The sequence below is a fragment of the Sphingomonas sp. HT-1 genome, from assembly GCF_048568905.1.
Lineage (GTDB): Bacteria > Pseudomonadota > Alphaproteobacteria > Sphingomonadales > Sphingomonadaceae > Sphingomonas.
This window is the reverse complement of the sequence record NZ_CP183770.1, coordinates 215,806-231,840: the sequence shown is the minus strand read 5'-3', so window position 1 is coordinate 231,840 and position 16,035 is coordinate 215,806. Positions and strand designations below refer to the sequence as shown.

The 16,035-nt window shown below is 65.4% G+C and carries 11 protein-coding genes and 1 tRNA gene; 11 read left to right on the top strand and 1 reads right to left on the bottom strand.

From position 1 onward, the window contains the following. The first annotated feature begins 83 nt into the window (after positions 1-83). From ACNFJ7_RS01180 to arsH, 7 genes are all read left to right on the top strand, one after another. A complete protein-coding gene (locus ACNFJ7_RS01180; RefSeq protein ID WP_026009302.1) occupies positions 84-2,453 on the top strand; it encodes a putative bifunctional diguanylate cyclase/phosphodiesterase in 2,370 nt (789 codons plus the stop codon). Between the two features lie 127 nt (positions 2,454-2,580). Beyond that, the gene (locus ACNFJ7_RS01175) at positions 2,581-3,132 is read left to right on the top strand and encodes an FxDxF family PEP-CTERM protein (protein WP_026009303.1); all 552 of its coding nucleotides are present in this window, start codon (positions 2,581-2,583) and stop codon (positions 3,130-3,132) included. A 163-nt stretch (positions 3,133-3,295) separates the two neighbouring features. Continuing rightward, positions 3,296-3,372, top strand: a tRNA-Trp gene (locus ACNFJ7_RS01170). A 185-nt stretch (positions 3,373-3,557) separates the two neighbouring features. Beyond that, positions 3,558-3,911: an ArsR/SmtB family transcription factor gene (locus tag ACNFJ7_RS01165; protein ID WP_026009304.1), complete on the top strand. Its 354-nt coding sequence runs from the start codon at positions 3,558-3,560 to the stop codon at positions 3,909-3,911. A gap of 64 nt (positions 3,912-3,975) precedes the next feature. Continuing rightward, on the top strand, positions 3,976-4,401 hold the full coding sequence (gene arsC / locus ACNFJ7_RS01160) for an arsenate reductase (glutaredoxin) (protein ID WP_019370512.1): 426 nt from the start codon (positions 3,976-3,978) through the stop codon (positions 4,399-4,401). Then, positions 4,401-5,690, top strand: a complete 1,290-nt coding sequence (locus ACNFJ7_RS01155) for an arsenic transporter (RefSeq protein ID WP_019370513.1) — start codon at positions 4,401-4,403, stop codon at positions 5,688-5,690. The genes arsC and ACNFJ7_RS01155 overlap by 1 nt, the downstream gene beginning before the upstream one ends. 45 nt (positions 5,691-5,735) lie before the next feature. Continuing rightward, positions 5,736-6,500 (top strand): arsenical resistance protein ArsH, encoded by a 765-nt coding sequence (arsH, locus tag ACNFJ7_RS01150; protein ID WP_019370514.1) that lies wholly within the window; start codon positions 5,736-5,738, stop codon positions 6,498-6,500. 57 nt (positions 6,501-6,557) lie between these two features. On the opposite strand, the gene chrA is transcribed toward arsH, so the two are convergent. After that, the gene (chrA, locus tag ACNFJ7_RS01145; protein WP_019370515.1) at positions 6,558-7,955 is read right to left on the bottom strand and encodes a chromate efflux transporter; all 1,398 of its coding nucleotides are present in this window, start codon (positions 7,953-7,955) and stop codon (positions 6,558-6,560) included. Positions 7,956-8,212: 257 nt separating this feature from the next. Here chrA and ACNFJ7_RS01140 point away from each other — a divergent pair, with 257 nt between their 5' ends. From ACNFJ7_RS01140 to ACNFJ7_RS01125, 4 genes are all read left to right on the top strand, one after another. Then, positions 8,213-11,383, top strand: coding sequence for a PAS domain S-box protein (locus ACNFJ7_RS01140; RefSeq protein ID WP_019370516.1), 3,171 nt, complete (start codon positions 8,213-8,215; stop codon positions 11,381-11,383). 143 nt (positions 11,384-11,526) lie between these two features. Beyond that, the gene (locus tag ACNFJ7_RS01135) at positions 11,527-12,063 is read left to right on the top strand and encodes an RNA polymerase sigma factor (RefSeq protein WP_019370517.1); all 537 of its coding nucleotides are present in this window, start codon (positions 11,527-11,529) and stop codon (positions 12,061-12,063) included. Beyond that, positions 12,047-12,988, top strand: coding sequence for a FecR family protein (locus tag ACNFJ7_RS01130; RefSeq protein WP_019370518.1), 942 nt, complete (start codon positions 12,047-12,049; stop codon positions 12,986-12,988). The genes ACNFJ7_RS01135 and ACNFJ7_RS01130 overlap by 17 nt, the downstream gene beginning before the upstream one ends. A 78-nt stretch (positions 12,989-13,066) precedes the next feature. Continuing rightward, entirely contained in the window at positions 13,067-16,030 is a 2,964-nt protein-coding gene (locus tag ACNFJ7_RS01125; protein ID WP_152997760.1) for a TonB-dependent receptor, read from the top strand. The last annotated feature ends 5 nt before the right edge of the window (positions 16,031-16,035 follow it).

Sequence of the window (16,035 nt, the reverse complement as noted above, 5' to 3'; positions counted from 1 at the left end):
CCTTCGCTCTCGTGCGGCCGAGGTTGCTGCAAGAACGTTCGGGCAGGCGTCCCTGCCTAACCTATCGCTAACCCCCCGCCGTTATGCTGCCACGGGTGAGCAGCAAGAGTACCTCATCCCTTCCCCTGCCAACGGTGGATACGCGCGCGCTGCTGGGCCTGCGAGACGCGGCGGATGCGATTGATTGGCAGCGCATGCGTGCTGCGCAACTGCATGCGGGGCGGCGCTTTGCGCCGTTGCTCCTGGCGACACAGATAACCGGCACGGCAATGGTGCTCGTCACGCTCTGGCCCCGCATTTCGCCATGGCCGCTCGCCGCCTGGGCGATGTTGGTGATATGTGCCGCCGGCTGGGTCGCTCGTCGTCGGCTTGCGTTCAACGACTGCGACGCCATTGCGGCAACTCTGGCGGACGTGCGCAAAACGCTTCCGGAAGCGATCCTGCTAGGCCTGTTATGGTCGGTCCCCGCGCTGGCCTTCGGCACCGCCCCCTCCGAGGGCATCGGCGTAAACCTTTGGGCCGCGCTGATGCTGGTCATCACCGCGATGGCGATCGCGATGGGCGCAATCCCGATGGCGAGCCTGTTGTTCGTCGGGATCATGGGGATTTCGAGCGGCGCGGCTCTGCTCGCCGTCGGCGCCCCGCTGGTCGCGCTGGCGGCCGTCTTGCTGAGTGGCATTCTGGCGATCGGCAGCTTCAGCCGGGGACGCACCCTGGTGTTGCTGCGCGCCAACCAGATCGCACTGGCGGATCGCGACGAAACCGTCAGCCTGCTGCTTCGCGAGTTCGAGGAGACCGGAAGCGATTGGCTGTGGGAGATCGACGCCCAGCGCCGCGTGGCGCGCGCCAGCCCGCGCTTCGCGCTTTCGCTGGGCCTGGATCCCAAGACCATCAACGGCATCCCCTTTCTGCAGGCCTTGACGGGCGCGCAGTGGGAAAGCGGGCGCTTTGCATCCGAACTTCACGCGCTTTCGGATAAGCTGCGCGCTCGCGAGCCGTTTCGCGACTTTCCCGTGCCGGTGCAGGTGAGCGAAGAGCAGCGCTGGTGGGAAATCTCGGCCAGCCCGAAATTTGACGAGCGGGGCGTGTTCCTTGGCTTCAGGGGCGTCGCCTCTGATGTCACCGAACAGCGACGCGCGAACGAGAAGATTCACCGCATGGCTCGCTTCGATGCGTTGACCGGTCTGCCCAACCGCCTGCACATTAACGAAACGCTGGCTCAGGCAATGGCGGAAGCGGACAAATGGGGCGCCCTCTGTGCCTTCATGATGATCGACCTGGATCGCTTCAAGGCGGTGAACGACACGCTGGGCCACCCGGTCGGCGATCGGCTCCTGCAGCGCGTGGCGGAACGGCTGAAGCGATTGACGGGCACCAACGAGATGATCGGGCGGCTCGGCGGCGACGAGTTCGCCGTTGTCGTCCGCCACGTATCAGATCCGGAGGGTGTCGAGCGGCTCGCCCAAGCCATCATCGACACCGTCTCGCGTCCTTATGAGGTGGATCAGCACACCTTGTACATCGGTGCGTCGGTCGGTGTGGCGATCGGCCCGCGCGACGGGCGGACGGCCGAGATGCTCGTGCGCTCGGCAGACTTGGCTCTGTATCGCTCAAAAGACGCCGGCGGTGGAGTGTTCCATGCCTATGAACCGCAACTGCATGTGGCGGCGGAGGAGCGCCGCGTGCTTGAAATCGCACTGCGCGGCGCGGTCGAGCAGGGCCAGACGCACCTCACCTACCAGCCCGTCGTGAACGCCTCCACCGGCGGACTGATCGGGTTCGAGGCGCTGCTGCGCTGGACGCACCCGGAATTCGGCGTTGTCCCTCCCGCGAAGTTCGTGCCTCTCGCCGAGGAAACCCGGCTGATATCCGCCATCGGCGAATGGGTGCTGCGAACCGCCTGCATGGAAGCTGCCCGCTGGGATCTTCCGGCGCGGATCGCGGTCAACGTCAGCTCCGAACAGCTGCACAGCCCCGCCTTTGCCGCGATCGTCGCCGATGCGCTCGCCAGTTCCGGCCTCGAACCCGGCCGGCTCGAGCTCGAAGTCACCGAAAGCGTGTTCCTGCGCGAAGGCACGTCCGCCGTCGCGACGCTCGAGCGGATCCTCGCCCTGGGTGTTCAACTCAGCCTGGACGATTTCGGCACGGGCTATTCCTCGCTTGGCTATCTTGCCCATACCCGGTTCAGTTCGATCAAGATCGATCGCGGCTTCGTGCAGAGCGCCTCGCGCGGCACCAAGGAGGCGATCGCGATCATCCGCGCCGTGGTTGCGCTGGCGGAGAGTCTCGGCATGGCCACCACGGCGGAGGGCGTGGAAACCGAGGACGAGCACCGCATGGTCCGGGCGCTCGGCTGCAGCCGGGCGCAGGGCTATCATTTCGGCCGGCCGCTGCCGGTGCAAGAAGCGCGCATGCTCGTGTCGAATTCCGGCAGCGCAACGATCGCGGCGTAGCCGTCATTTTCGGTCTGCCGTTCCCAGAGCGGGACGGAACCCTCTTTTTTTATTGGAACTTTCGGAACTTTCAGGGGTCTCGCCACCACGCAATGGTTGATCATTCGTTAACAGGGAGAGACCCCGCATGTTTCGTACACTTATGGCAGCGGCGCTTGGTTCCGCAGCACTTGTTTCTGTAGCACCTGCCCAGGCCGCAACCGTATTCTACGGTCCTGCCGACATGAACACCGCAGTCTCTGCGGATGGGTCGGTCTCAGTGAACTTCGGCCAGTCGGGCATCGTGGCCGGCTCGTTCACGCACATTTACGAATTCACCCTGCCGCAGAATGGTCTCGCCAGCGGCACGGTCAGCACCAGCGCCGTCAAGCTGTCGGACGTGGGCGACCTCGACCTGACGTCGGTGTTCTTCAACGGCACGCAGCTGACCGGCTTCTTCGGTGGCGGTCTCAACGAAGTCGTCTTCGCCAATGCGGTGCCGATCATGGCGGGCATGACCAACCAGATCACGATCAACGGCGTCTCGCGCGGCAACGGTTCCTATGCGGCGCAGGGTGTGTTCATTCCGACCGGCGTTCCGGAGCCGGCTGCCTGGGGCATGATGATCGGCGGTTTCGGCCTCGCCGGCATGGCGATGCGTCGCGCGCGTCGCACTTCGGTCACCTACGCGACCGCCTGACCTTCACGTCAGACAAACTTCCATTGCATATGAGGGGGGCGCTATCGTCATACGATGGCGCCCTTCGCGTTTCGAAGCGCGGCGTAAAAATGCGTCCTGCCGCCAACCGCCGCATCTTCCGCTTGCACATGCCCAAATCGCCGGATATTGGGGCGGGCCGTACAGGGGTGTAGCTCAGCTGGTTAGAGCGTCGGTCTCCAAAACCGAAGGCCCTCGGTTCGAATCCGAGCTCCCCTGCCATTTTTTCCGCCCGGGCAGACTGCGCACCCCCGCTGCGCCTCTTATGTCCGCAGCGTCGACCCAAACAGCCTAACGACGACGAGCGGCTCCGCGGATGAGCCTATATGCGCGAGCGCGTTCCCACATCGCAGTCGCCTCCAGCACAATGCTGTTGCACATATCCATATTTCCACTATATAAGAAATATGGATATGAAGCACGCCGTCGCTGGGCTTTCTGCTCTTGCCCATGAGGGGCGGCTCACGGTCTTTCGCATGCTCGTGCAGGCCGGGCCGGCCGGCATCGCTGCTGGCGAGATCGCCCGCCGGCTGGACGTCCCGCCCAACACCCTTTCGGCAAACCTAAACATCCTGTCGAACGCCGGCCTGATCAACAGCCATCGCCAAGGACGCTCCATCATTTACAGCGCTACCTTTGCGACGATGACCGATCTGCTCGCCTTCCTGATGCAGGATTGCTGCGGCGGATCCCCGGAAATCTGCGCCTCGCTCGAGGACGTCGTCCTGCGCAGCCGCTGCAACGCCGATGTCTCGGCATGATCGCGAGCGCTTGCCCCCCATTTTGTCTGGCGAACATCGCCAAGCACCCCCTGAGGAGCCCCGCATGATCGACATCATCCTCTATCACAACCCGGATTGCGGCACCTCGCGCAACGTACTCGCGATGATCCGCAACGCCGGCATAGAGCCACACATTGTCGAATATCTGAAGACCCCGCCCGCACGTGCGCTGCTGGAGCAGCTGATCGAACGCGCCGGAATGCGCCCGCGCGAGTTGCTGCGCGAAAAGGGCACGCCCTACGCCGAACTTGGTCTTGGCAATCCCGACCTACCGGATTCGGCGCTGATCGACGCGATGATGGCGCATCCAATTCTTATCAATCGGCCGATAGTGGTGTCGCCGCTGGGCGTGAAGCTTTGCCGCCCGTCCGAAGCCGTGCTCGATCTGCTGCCGGCGCCCCAGCTCGGCGCCTTCGCCAAGGAAGACGGTGAAGCGGTGATCGACGCCACCGGCCAGCGTCTCGTCTGATGCTCCTGCTGGCGGCCGCGATTTTCGTCGCCACGATCACGCTGGTGATCTGGCAACCCCGTGGCTTGGGAATCGGCTGGAGCGCGATGGGCGGCGCCGTGGTGGCGCTGCTGCTCGGCGTGGTCACCTGGTCGGATGTTCCGGTCGTGTGGAGCATCGTCTGGAACGCCACGGCGGCCTTTGTGGCGATCATCGTCATCAGCCTGCTGCTCGATGCGGCCGGCTTCTTCGATTGGGCCGCGCTGCACGTCGCGCGCTGGGGATCGGGCGACGGCAGACGCCTGTTCGTCATGATCGTGTTGCTCGGGGCAGCGGTATCCGCCCTGTTCGCCAACGACGGGGCAGCATTGATCCTGACGCCGATCGTGATCGCAATGCTGCGCGCCTTGGGATACAAGGAACGGGCGACGTTGGCCTTTGTGATGGCGGCGGGGTTCATCGCCGATACGGCGAGCCTGCCGCTCGTCGTATCCAATCTCGTCAACATCGTATCTGCCGACTTCTTCCGGATCGGGTTCGGCAAATATGCGTCGGTGATGGCTCCGGTCAATCTGGCGTCGATCGCCGCGACGCTGGGCGTGCTGCTGCTGTTCTTTCGTCGCGATATTCCCGGCCGCTACGATGTCGGCCAGCTCCGCGTTCCCGCGGAGGCTATCCGCGATGCCGCCACGTTCCGGGCGGGCTGGGTCGTCCTCGCCATGCTGCTCGCGGGCTTCTTCCTGCTCGAGCCGCTTGGGGTGCCGGTCAGTGCGATCGCGGCGGCCGGGGCCGCGCTGCTGCTGTTCGTCGCAAGGCGCGGCACGGTCATCGATGCGCGCAGCGTGCTGCGCGGCGCGCCCTGGCAGGTCGTGATCTTCTCGCTCGGCATGTATCTGGTCGTCTATGGCCTTCGGAACGCCGGTCTGACGGACCATCTGGCCAGCCTGTTCGATCGCACCGCCCGTGGTGGCGTGTGGGGCGCGGCGATGGGAACCGGCCTGATTGCCGCGCTGCTGTCTTCGATCATGAACAATATGCCGACGGTGCTGGTCGGCGCACTCGCGATCGATGCCACGCATGCAAGCGGCGCGGCGCGCGAGGCGATGGTCTATGCCAATGTCATCGGATGCGATCTTGGGCCGAAGCTGACGCCGATCGGCTCGCTCGCGACGCTGCTCTGGCTCCACGTTCTCGGCCAAAAGGGTATCCGCATTGGCTGGGGCTATTACTTCCGCGTGGGCGTCACGCTGACGGTCCCCGTTCTGGTCGTCACCTTGGCGGCCCTGGCGCTCCGGCTCGGCATCGGATGAGCAAATTCCCGGCCCGTCGACCGCCGCTTTCATGGAGGAACCCTGATGCCGCTGCGAACCCTTGCCGATCCCGATCATCTGCCGGCGCTCGATCCCGCCTATATTCGCCAACGGCCTGCGCTGGGGCTGGGCGCGCTCGATCCGGCGCCGCGGATTCTGCTGCTGTACGGCTCGCTGCGGGCGCGCTCCTTTTCGCGCCTGGCGGTCGAGGAAGCAGCCCGGCTGCTTCGTCTGTTCGGGGCAGAGACGCGCATTTTTGATCCCTCCAGCCTGCCCCTGCCCGATCAGGTGGCGGGCGACGATCACCCCGCCGTGCACGAACTGCGCGAGCTGGCCCTCTGGTCGGAAGGCCAGGTGTGGTGCAGCCCGGAACGGCACGGCCAGATCACCAGCATCATGAAGGCGCAGATCGATCATCTGCCGCTGGAAATGAAGGGGATGCGGCCCACCCAGGGGCGAACGCTGGCAGTGATGCAAGTCTCGGGCGGGTCGCAATCGTTCAACGCCGTGAACACGCTGCGCCTGCTCGGACGGTGGATGCGGATGTTCACCATCCCCAACCAGTCGTCGGTCGCGATGGCGTACAAGGAATTTGACGAGGTGGGCCGCATGCGGGCTTCGAGCTATTATGATCGCATTGTCGACGTGATGGAGGAACTGGTGCGTTTCACCGTTCTGCTCCGGCCTCACACCGCCCGGTTGGTCGACCGCTATTCGGAGCGGAAGCAGGCAGGCGTGCCCGTCGATCCGGCCTCCGACCTGTCGAGCATCGCCGTCGCCGGCATCCCGTCCGTACGGCCGCGATGCTGATCTGCCGTTGACGCGGCTCCGCTGCGAACGGTTCCGGTCCATCCGCGCGCTTGGTCTTCAGGCGATAATGCCCGACAGGTGCAGCGCCACACCCGCCCCGGCGGCGCCAGCCAGCGTCAGCAGTACGCTGGCGCGCAGGAAGAAAATGGCGGCGATGGCAGTGCCGGCGAGCAGCATCGCCCAGGGGTCCATGCTGTCGAGCACCGGCGCATCGAACCGGATCGGCCCAAGGCGGACCGGCTCCGTCTGGCGGAACAGCGTGTGCAGCGCGAACCACACCGCCAGATTGAGCACCACCCCCACCACGCCGGCGGTGATCGCGGAAAGGGCCCCGGCAACCGCCGCATTGCCCCGCAGGCGTTCGATGAATGGCGCGCCGAGGAAGATCCACAGGAAGCAGGGCACGAACGTGACCCAGGTCGCCAGCAATCCGCCAAGCGTTCCCGCCAGCAGCGGCGATAGCCCGGCCGGATCGCGATAGGCACCCAAGAAGCCGACGAACTGCAGCACCATGATCAGCGGGCCCGGCGTCGTCTCGGCCATACCCAGCCCGTCAAGCATCTCGGCCGGGCGCAGCCAGCCATATTGCCCTACCGCCTGCTGCGCGACATGGGCGAGCACGGCATACGCGCCCCCGAACGTCACCATCGCCAGGGTTGAGAAAAAAGTGGCGATGCGGCTGAACACATTGTCGGGGCCGAGCGCGATCAGCAGCCCGGCGACGGGGGTGAGCCACAGGACCAGCCATATCGCCGCCGTCAACAGTGTCTGCCGCCGGGTGGGCCGCGCATGCGCGGGCAATTCCTCACCCAGCAGCGTGTCGGCATCGGCTAGGGTGCCGCCGCGCGAGGCGCCGTGACCACCGCCGCGGAACGCCGCCTGTCCCCGCCTGCCGGACCACCAGCCGACCAGGCCGGCGCCGAACACGATCAGCGGGAACGGCGCGCCGAGGAAGAAGATCAACACGAACGCGGCGACGGCCAGTACGCGCGCCGGCACCGTCGTCAGCGCCCGCCGGCCGATGCGAACCACGGCTTCCACCACCACCGCCAACACTGCGGCCTTGAGGCCGAATAGCAGGCCCGAGACGATCCCGACCCGCCCGTAGAGCACATAGATCCAGCTGAGCATCAGGATCGCTGCCGCGCCTGGCAGGATGAACAGCACGCCCGCAACGATTCCGCCGATCGTTCGGTGCATCAGCCAGCCAATATAGGTTGCGAGCTGCTGCGCCTCGGGGCTGGGCAGCAGCATGCAATAGTTGAGCGCGTGCAAGAACCGCTGCTCCCCGATCCAACGCTTCTCGTTCACGAGGATGCGGTGCATTACGGCGATCTGCCCGGCCGGGCCGCCGAACGACAGCAGCGCGATCCGGAGCCAAACGCCGAATGCCTGGCCCAGCGAGACCGGCTGCGGCCGCGCCGGCACCGCAGGATCGATGGTCGCCTCGGTCATGGCAACACCTGCCGGCCCGCATGCTTTCGCCTTCGACGACTGCGACCGATGCATCGATTCACCTGACGTCTCCTGGCATAGTCGCGTGCCTGAAACAGCCATTGCGAATCCGCCCTGTCAATCGCCCCCCCCGGAACCGCGCAGCAAAGACCGGGTTGGTCCCTGCCGGGGCGCTGTGAGATAGTGCGCGGGAAAGGAAAGCGCCTTCGCTTGTTCATGCGCGAACCTGTGATAGGGCATCTGCAGACAAGGATTTTATGAGCGCTTCTACCGCGGCCCTTCACCTCCACTTTCTCGATGACGAAGGCGAGATCGCCGGGCTGATGCGCTCTCGCGACTGGTCGACATCCCCGTTAGGTCCGCCCGAGGCGTGGCCGAACGCGCTGCGCTTGGTCGTCGGCCTTATGCTGGCGTCGAAGTTTCCGATGTTCGTCGCCTGGGGTCCCGAACTCGGCTTCCTTTACAACGATGCCTATACCGGCATCCTGGCAGACAAGCACCCGAAGGCACTTGGCCAGCGCTTCGACGCGATCTGGCCCGAAATCTGGGCAGACATTTCGCCCCTGATCGACGCCGCGATGGCAGGTGAGGCAACCTATCGGCAGGATCTGCCGCTGCTGATGCGCCGCCACGGCTATGCCGAGCAGACCTGGTTCACCTTCTCCTACTCGCCGGTCCATGATGACAGCGGCGCGATTGCCGGCATGTTCTGCGCGTGTACGGAAACCACCCCCCGAATCCGCGCCGAACAGGCGGTGCGCGAAAGCGAGGCCCGCTTCCGCAACATGGCCGATCATGCACCGGTGATGATGTGGGTGACGGCCCCGAGCGGCTATTGCACCTATCTGAACCGCGCCTGGTATGATTTCACCGGCCAGGCGCCGCAGGAGGCGGAAGGCTATGGCTGGCTGGAGGCCACCCATCCCGACGACCGCGACGAAGCCGAGCGCGCGTTTCGTGAGGCCAACGCGGCACGGGCGTCGTTCCGCGTCGAATATCGGCTGCGGGGCGCCGACGGCAGGTATCGCTGGGCGCTCGATACCGCCGCACCGCGCTTCGGCGATGACGGCTCCTATCTCGGCTATGTCGGCTCCGTCATCGACATCGACGAGCGGCGGATGGCCGAGGAGCGGCAGCGCGACAGCGAGGCCAGGCTGCGGCGGCGTACCGACGCGCTGCCTACCTTTGTCTGGTTCGCCGAGCCGAACGGCGAGCTCAACTATTTCAACCAGCGTTGGTACGATTATACGGGCCAAACCGAGGCACAGGCGTTGCCCAATGGCTGGACGGACAGGCTGCACCCCGACGACGTGGCAGCCACGGCCGAGCATTGGGCTGAGGCCCGGGCGAACGGCACCACCTATGAGATGGAGGTCCGCTATCGGCGGCATGACGACGCCTATCGGTGGTTTGTCGCACGGGCGGAGCCGATTCGCGACGCAACGGGCGCGATCACGACCTGGGTCGGCAGCTCGATCGACATCCACGACCGCAAGGAGACGGAGACGGCTCTGCGCGCCAGCGAAGCCCAGTTCCGGCTGATGGCGGATGCGGTGCCGCAGATCATCTGGATCACCGATGCGGAAGGCCGGACGGAGTTCTTCAATAAGCACTGGTCCGACTATACCGGGTCCGAATATCATCACACGACGGCTGCCGCCGTCGCAGCCGAGCATATCCACCCCGAAGACGCCGCGGTGACGATGACGGCGTTCGATCAGGCACGCCAGACCGGCACGACCTTTCTCGTCGAACACCGGATCCGCTCGGCAGCGGGAGATTATCGCTGGTTCCTGGTCCGCGGGGAGCCGTATCGCGATCCGTTGACGAAGGAGATCGTGCGGTGGTTCGGCGCATCGGTCGACATCCATGACCGCAAGCTTGCCGAAGCAGCGGTCCGCAAGCTGAACGAAACGCTGGAGGCGCAGGTCGCGGCGCGTTCGGCGGAGCGCGACCGGCTGTGGAACCTGTCGCAGGACATGCTCGCGCGGGCGGATTATAGCGGCATGATGTCGGCGGTCAGCCCGGCGTGGGGGCAGGTGCTTGGCTGGGGCGAGCAGGAACTGCTCACCCGGGGCTACGCCACCTTCATGCACCCGGACGATGCGCCTCCAACCCTCGCCGCGATCCAGCGCATGCAGGAGACCCGCCTCCCGACACGTTTCGAAAATCGCATTGCTACCGCCGGAGGTACCTGGAAAGCCATCGAATGGACGGTGACGCCGGAGCCGGATGGCGTGAACTTCATCGCCGTCGGCCGCGACCTCAGCCACGCCAAGGCTCGCGAAGCCGAGTTGCAGGCCGCGCAGGAAGCGCTGCGCCAAAGCCAAAAGATGGAAGCAATGGGCAGCCTCACTGGCGGGGTGGCGCATGACTTCAACAATCTTCTCACGCCCATCATCGGCTCGCTGGACATGCTGGTGCGCAAGGGCGTCGGCAGCGAACGCGAGCGACGCCTGATCGACGGGGCGCTGCAATCGGCCGAGCGGGCAAAAACGCTGGTCCAGCGCCTGCTTGCATTCGCACGACGCCAGCCGCTGCAACCTGCCGCGGTCGATCTGGTCACGCTGGTCGGCGAAATGGCAGGGCTGGTCGAGTCCACGGTGGGACCGAACATCGATGTGCGCGTCGAGTTGGCCCCTGATCTGCCGCCGGCGGTGGCGGACGCCAATCAGCTGGAAATGGCGTTGCTGAACCTGGCGGTGAACGCCCGCGACGCGATGCCGCGGGGTGGACAGCTCACCATCGCTGCCGACAGGAAAAGCGTGCGCGTCGCCCATGCTGCCGGGTTGAAACCCGGCCATTACGTACGGCTGAGCGTTCGCGATACCGGCGCGGGAATGGACGCAGCGACACTGACGCGCGCGGTGGAGCCGTTCTTCTCGACCAAGGGGATCGGCAAGGGAACGGGGCTCGGCCTGTCGATGGTGCACGGCCTGACTGCGCAGCTTGGCGGCGGGCTGACGATCGACAGCGAACCGGGCGCGGGTACGGACGTGACGCTCTGGCTGCCGATCAGCGCGCTCCCGGTGCAGGAGCAGGAGCAATCTTCCGAGCGCGCCGAACGTCCGGTCGGACGGGGCCTTGCGCTGCTGGTCGACGATGAGGCTCTGGTGCGGATGAGCACGGCAGACATGCTCAACGATCTGGGATTCGAAGTCGTCGAAGTCGGATCGGCGGAGGAAGCATTGGCCCTGCTCCGGTCCGGTACGGTGCCCGAACTGCTCATTACCGATCATCTGATGCCGGGCATGAGCGGCGCGGACCTGGCGCGCGAGGCGCGGTTGATGCACCCAAGCCTGCCGGTTCTGATCGTTTCAGGCTATGCCGATGCGGAGGGCATTGCGTCGGATCTTCCTCGGCTGACCAAGCCTTTCCGCAGTGCGGACCTTGCAGCGAGCCTTTCGGCACTGTTCCCCGCTGGCTGAGGGCAGGCCGAGAGAGAGTCGGTGCCGGTTAGCCTCAGCGTCTGAACGGATTTGCGGCAGGATGATGAAGGAAACGCGATCCTGGGGACTCGAACGCGCAGGAGAGGAGAGCGGCCACGGAACGGACGGCGCTGGCGGAATGGGTGGGACGCGAGATCCTGCCGCACGAACGTGACCTGCGCAGCTGGTTGCGGTCGCGTGTGATGGCGGCCGACGACGTGGAGGATATCGTGCAGGAATGCTATTGCCGGCTATCTCAGCTCTCGGACGTTACGCACATCGCCGAACCGCGCGCCTATCTATTCACCATGGCGCGCAACCTCGCCCATCGCCAGCGGCGACGTGCGCGCGTCGTGCGGATCGAGCCGATCGCGGAAGGTGAAGGCAGCGAATTGGCGAGCGACCTGCCCCTACCCGATCGGATCGCTGCGGGGCGGCAGGAACTCGATCGGGTCCGCAGCGCGCTGGGCACACTTTCCGAGCGGGCGCGTCGGATCTTCCTGCTGCGCCGAGTAGAAGGCCTCAGCCAGAAAGAAATAGCCGCGCGGCTGGGAGTGAGCGAAGCGGTGGTCGAAAATGACGCCAGTCGCAGCCTGCGCGCCATCCTGCGGATGGTTACCGAGCCGACGGACGTCACGCCCTCGATGCAGGATGGCAAAGCCCATGTCCGATCGCGTTGAGCAACAGGCTGCCGAATGGGCGCTGCGTCATCCGCTCGATGCGGCGGACGAGGCCGCGCTGCAGGCGTGGCTGGCGGAAGATCCCGCCCATGCCGGGGCGTTGCTGCGCGCCATGGCCGGATTGAGCCTTGTTGACCAAGCCCTCGCTCCGCAAGGAGTCCACACGAGGTCGGTGCCCGGGTTCAGCAACCGGCGCAAGCTGCTTGCCGCGGGGGCCGGAGCCCTGGCAGCGAGCATTGCCGGCCTGTTTAGCTGGCAGGTTTGGCGCGGCGATCGGGTCGAGACGGCGCGTGGCGAGATACGGCGCCTGCCGCTTGCCGACGGGTCGGTCGCGATGATCAACACCGACAGCGCGCTGCATGTGACGCTGGAGCGCGACATCAGACGCGTATCGATCGATCATGGCCAGGCCTGGTTCCAGGTCGCGAAGGACCGCGCTCGCCCCTTTGTCGTCGATGCCGGTATCGCGATGGTGCGGGCCGTGGGCACGGCTTTTTCGGTGGAGCGGCGCGATCAGGGAGTGGAGGTCGCCGTCACCGAGGGCACCGTCGCGGTGTGGCCGGCCGGTGCCAGCGGCGCGATGACGATTATCGAGGCCGGTCAGTTCGCGCGCTTTCACGCCGGCGTGGCAGCCCCGGTGGTCGGCACCGCCCCCACCGCGATCGCACGCGCACTGGCCTGGCGCAGCGGCGAAATCTCACTTGAGAACGAAACCGTCGCCTACGCGGTGGCGCAGTTCAATCGATACAACCGCCAGCAGCTGGTGGTGGAAGATCAGGATCTTGCGCAGGAGCGGCTGGTCGGCCTGTTTCAGATCGACAAGCCCGAAGATTTCGCGGCGACGCTGGCCACGTCGTTCGATGCGCACGTGACCACGACGCCGCAAGAAATCCGCCTAGCGCGGAAAAAAGTCGAGCAGCACTGACGGAATCGCGGCGACGCCGGCTCGTATCGGGTGAGCGCTTCGGAACAGAAAGCGCCGACAAAGGGAGAGGCTTCACCCATGTTTTCCGTGCGTTCTCACATGCTCGGCACCGCCGCTGTCGTGCTGGCGTCCACCCTGCCGACTGCAGCGACGGCCCAGACCCGCCAGTTCGACGTATCGGCGCAACCCGCCCGGACCGGTATTCCGCAATTCGCGCATCAGGCCGGCATCCAGATCCTTGTCCCCGGCCCCCTGACGGCGAACCTTCGCGTCAACCGAGTGAAGGGCTCGTTCGACGTCGCCTCGGCGCTGCGCCTGCTGCTTGATGGGACCGATCTGGTGCCGGTGCGTGCTGGCGGCGCGATCGTCCTGCGCCGCCGTGCAACGAGTGAACGTGTCGCATTCACCCCTGCGACTGCGCAGATCGAGCCGGCGTCGATGCAGGTCGCCGCCGAGCCCGCGCCGCAGGAAGCTCAGCCGGAGCCGGAGGAGATCGTCGTCACCGGCATCCGCGCGTCGCTGCAGCAATCGATCAACGTCAAGCGCGCTGCCGGCAACATCGTCGACGTCATCACCGCGCAGGATATCGGCAAGCTTCCCGACCAGAATGTCGCCGAATCCATGAGTCGTATCACCGGCGTACAAATCACCCGTCGCGAGGGCGATGGATCGAATTTCACTGTGCGCGGCATTTCGCAGAACCGGCTGGAGATCAACGGCCGCACCTTCCTGGGCCCTGGCGCCGGCGGCAGCGCGTCACTCGAATCCGTAAGCCCGGAGATCATCTCCAGTATCGTCGTGTCGAAATCGCCCACAGCGGACATGCCGGAGGGCGCGCTGGGCGCTACCGTCAACCTCAAGACCAAGCGGCCGCTCGAACTCGCCGACTTCGTTGTCAGCGGGCGCCTGCAGGGCGCCTATACCGATCAGGCCGATCACCTCGGCTATCGCGGCTCCGCGCTGGTGTCGAAGACGTTCGGGGATACGTTCGGTATCTTGGCCAGCGCGGCCTATTCGAACACACACACCCGCGGCTATTCGTTCGATACCGGCGGCTGGACCCGCACCAACAATATCGACGGCAATGGCGACGGGGTGAACGATCCCGGCCTGTACCGCCCCAACCGCTACATGGCCCGCATCTATGATCGCGCCGAGGAACGGCTGACGCTGAACAGCTCGATCCAATATCGCCCAAGCGAGCGCTGGGAGATGATCCTCGACGGCACGTACACCCGGCTGAAACGCGAGCGGCAGAGCGCCAACTACCAGATCCTCTTCAACGACAATGACGTGGGCGCCGTGGCTGACGCCAATGGCACGGTGGTGCGCTCGACCTATACCGGCGTGACCGTACGGCCGCTGATCTATGACGAGCCGACCGAGTTCAAATCGACCAATATCGGCGTCTCGACCAAATATGAGGGCGACGTGGTGACGGTGAAGGCCGATGCGTCCTATGCCAAGGGGCTGGGCACCGATGGCGGGCCAGGTGCGTCCTTCACCTATGTGGTGGTGCCGCGTACCGGGCGCACCGCCAACGCCACGATCGACTTTTCCAGGCGCGGCACCGTGCCGGACCTGTCGCTCGCGTCCAACTTCAACCTGAACGATCCGACGCAGTATCAGCTTGCCTCAATCTTCGAGAACGACTTCCGCACCGACAATAGCGGCTATGACGGACGCGTGGACTTCACGATCCGCACCGATTTCGGCCCGCTGCGGTCGGTAGAGGTCGGCAGCCGATATGAGTCGATCCAATTCTATTCCGAAGCGCCGCAGAACATCCCGACGGCGGCCAGCCTGTTGTCGCGCGGCGACAAGAATGGCGACGGAATCCTGACCGTCGATGAGCTGCCCGGGCTGGTGTACGACAACCAGCAGGGAAGTTTCTATCCCGGCGTGCCCGGCGAGTTTCCCCGCGATATCCTGGGCGGCACGACCGACAAAGAGGCAGCACGTGCGGCCTTTGGCCTGCCGGTCCCGCGCGCGGACACGATCCCGTTCGGGCGGGTCTCGATCAAGGACGTGACTCAGGACACCTTGGCCTTCTATGCCAAGGGCAATGTCGAAACGACGATCGGATCGATGCCGCTCACCGGCAACGCCGGCGTTCGCTACATCACATTCGAGCGGATCTCCTCGGGTTACCTTTCGGATACCCAGCCCACTGCGTCCAAGTCGCGGTTCGGCTATTGGCTGCCGAGCGCCAACGCGTCGCTCGACCTGCTTCGCAACCTCACCTTCCGCCTCGCTGCGGCGAAGGTCGTCGCCCGGCCGAGCCTGAGCGATGTGGGGGTCAGCTTTGTGCCGCTATTCGTCTCGCGCACGGGATCGCGCGGCAACCCCGCACTGCGCCCGTTCGAAGCCACTCAGTACGACGCGACGCTTGAATGGTATTTTGCGCCCTCCAGCGCGCTGACCGTCGCCGGCTTCTACAAGAATGTTGATTCCTTCACGCTCAACCGCACGCAGAGCGAATTCATCCCCGGCCTGTCCGACCAGGTCGATCCGAGCACGGGCCAAGCCTATGGCGTGTTCCAGATCACGCAGCCGGTCAACGGCGCCGCCGGCAAGATCAAGGGCGTCGAGCTTGCCTATCAACAGTCGCTCCGCTTCCTGCCAGGGCCTTTGGGCAACCTAGGCGTGCAGGCGAACTATACCTATGTCGACAGCGAAACGCCGCTGATCGACGAAGCGACCGGCGCCCGGCTGCCGCTGCCGGGGCTGTCGAAGCACAGCTACAACCTCATTGGCTTTTACGAAGACAAGACGCTCTCCGCCCGCGTCGCCTATATCTATCGCTCCAGCTACTTGCTCGGTCAGGGCAGCGCCGCGGCAGGCGGCAGTTCCTATGCGGCAGCGCGAGGCCAGCTCGACGCTTCGGCGCAGCTCAACCTAACCCGCACGGTGCGGCTGACGGTGGAGGCGATCAACCTTACCCGGTCCATCGACCGGCAGTATCTGCAGGATCCGACCCGGCTGCTCACAAGCGCGCGCGAAGATCGCCGAATCTTCTTCGGCGTAGCGGCAACCTTTTGAAGGTG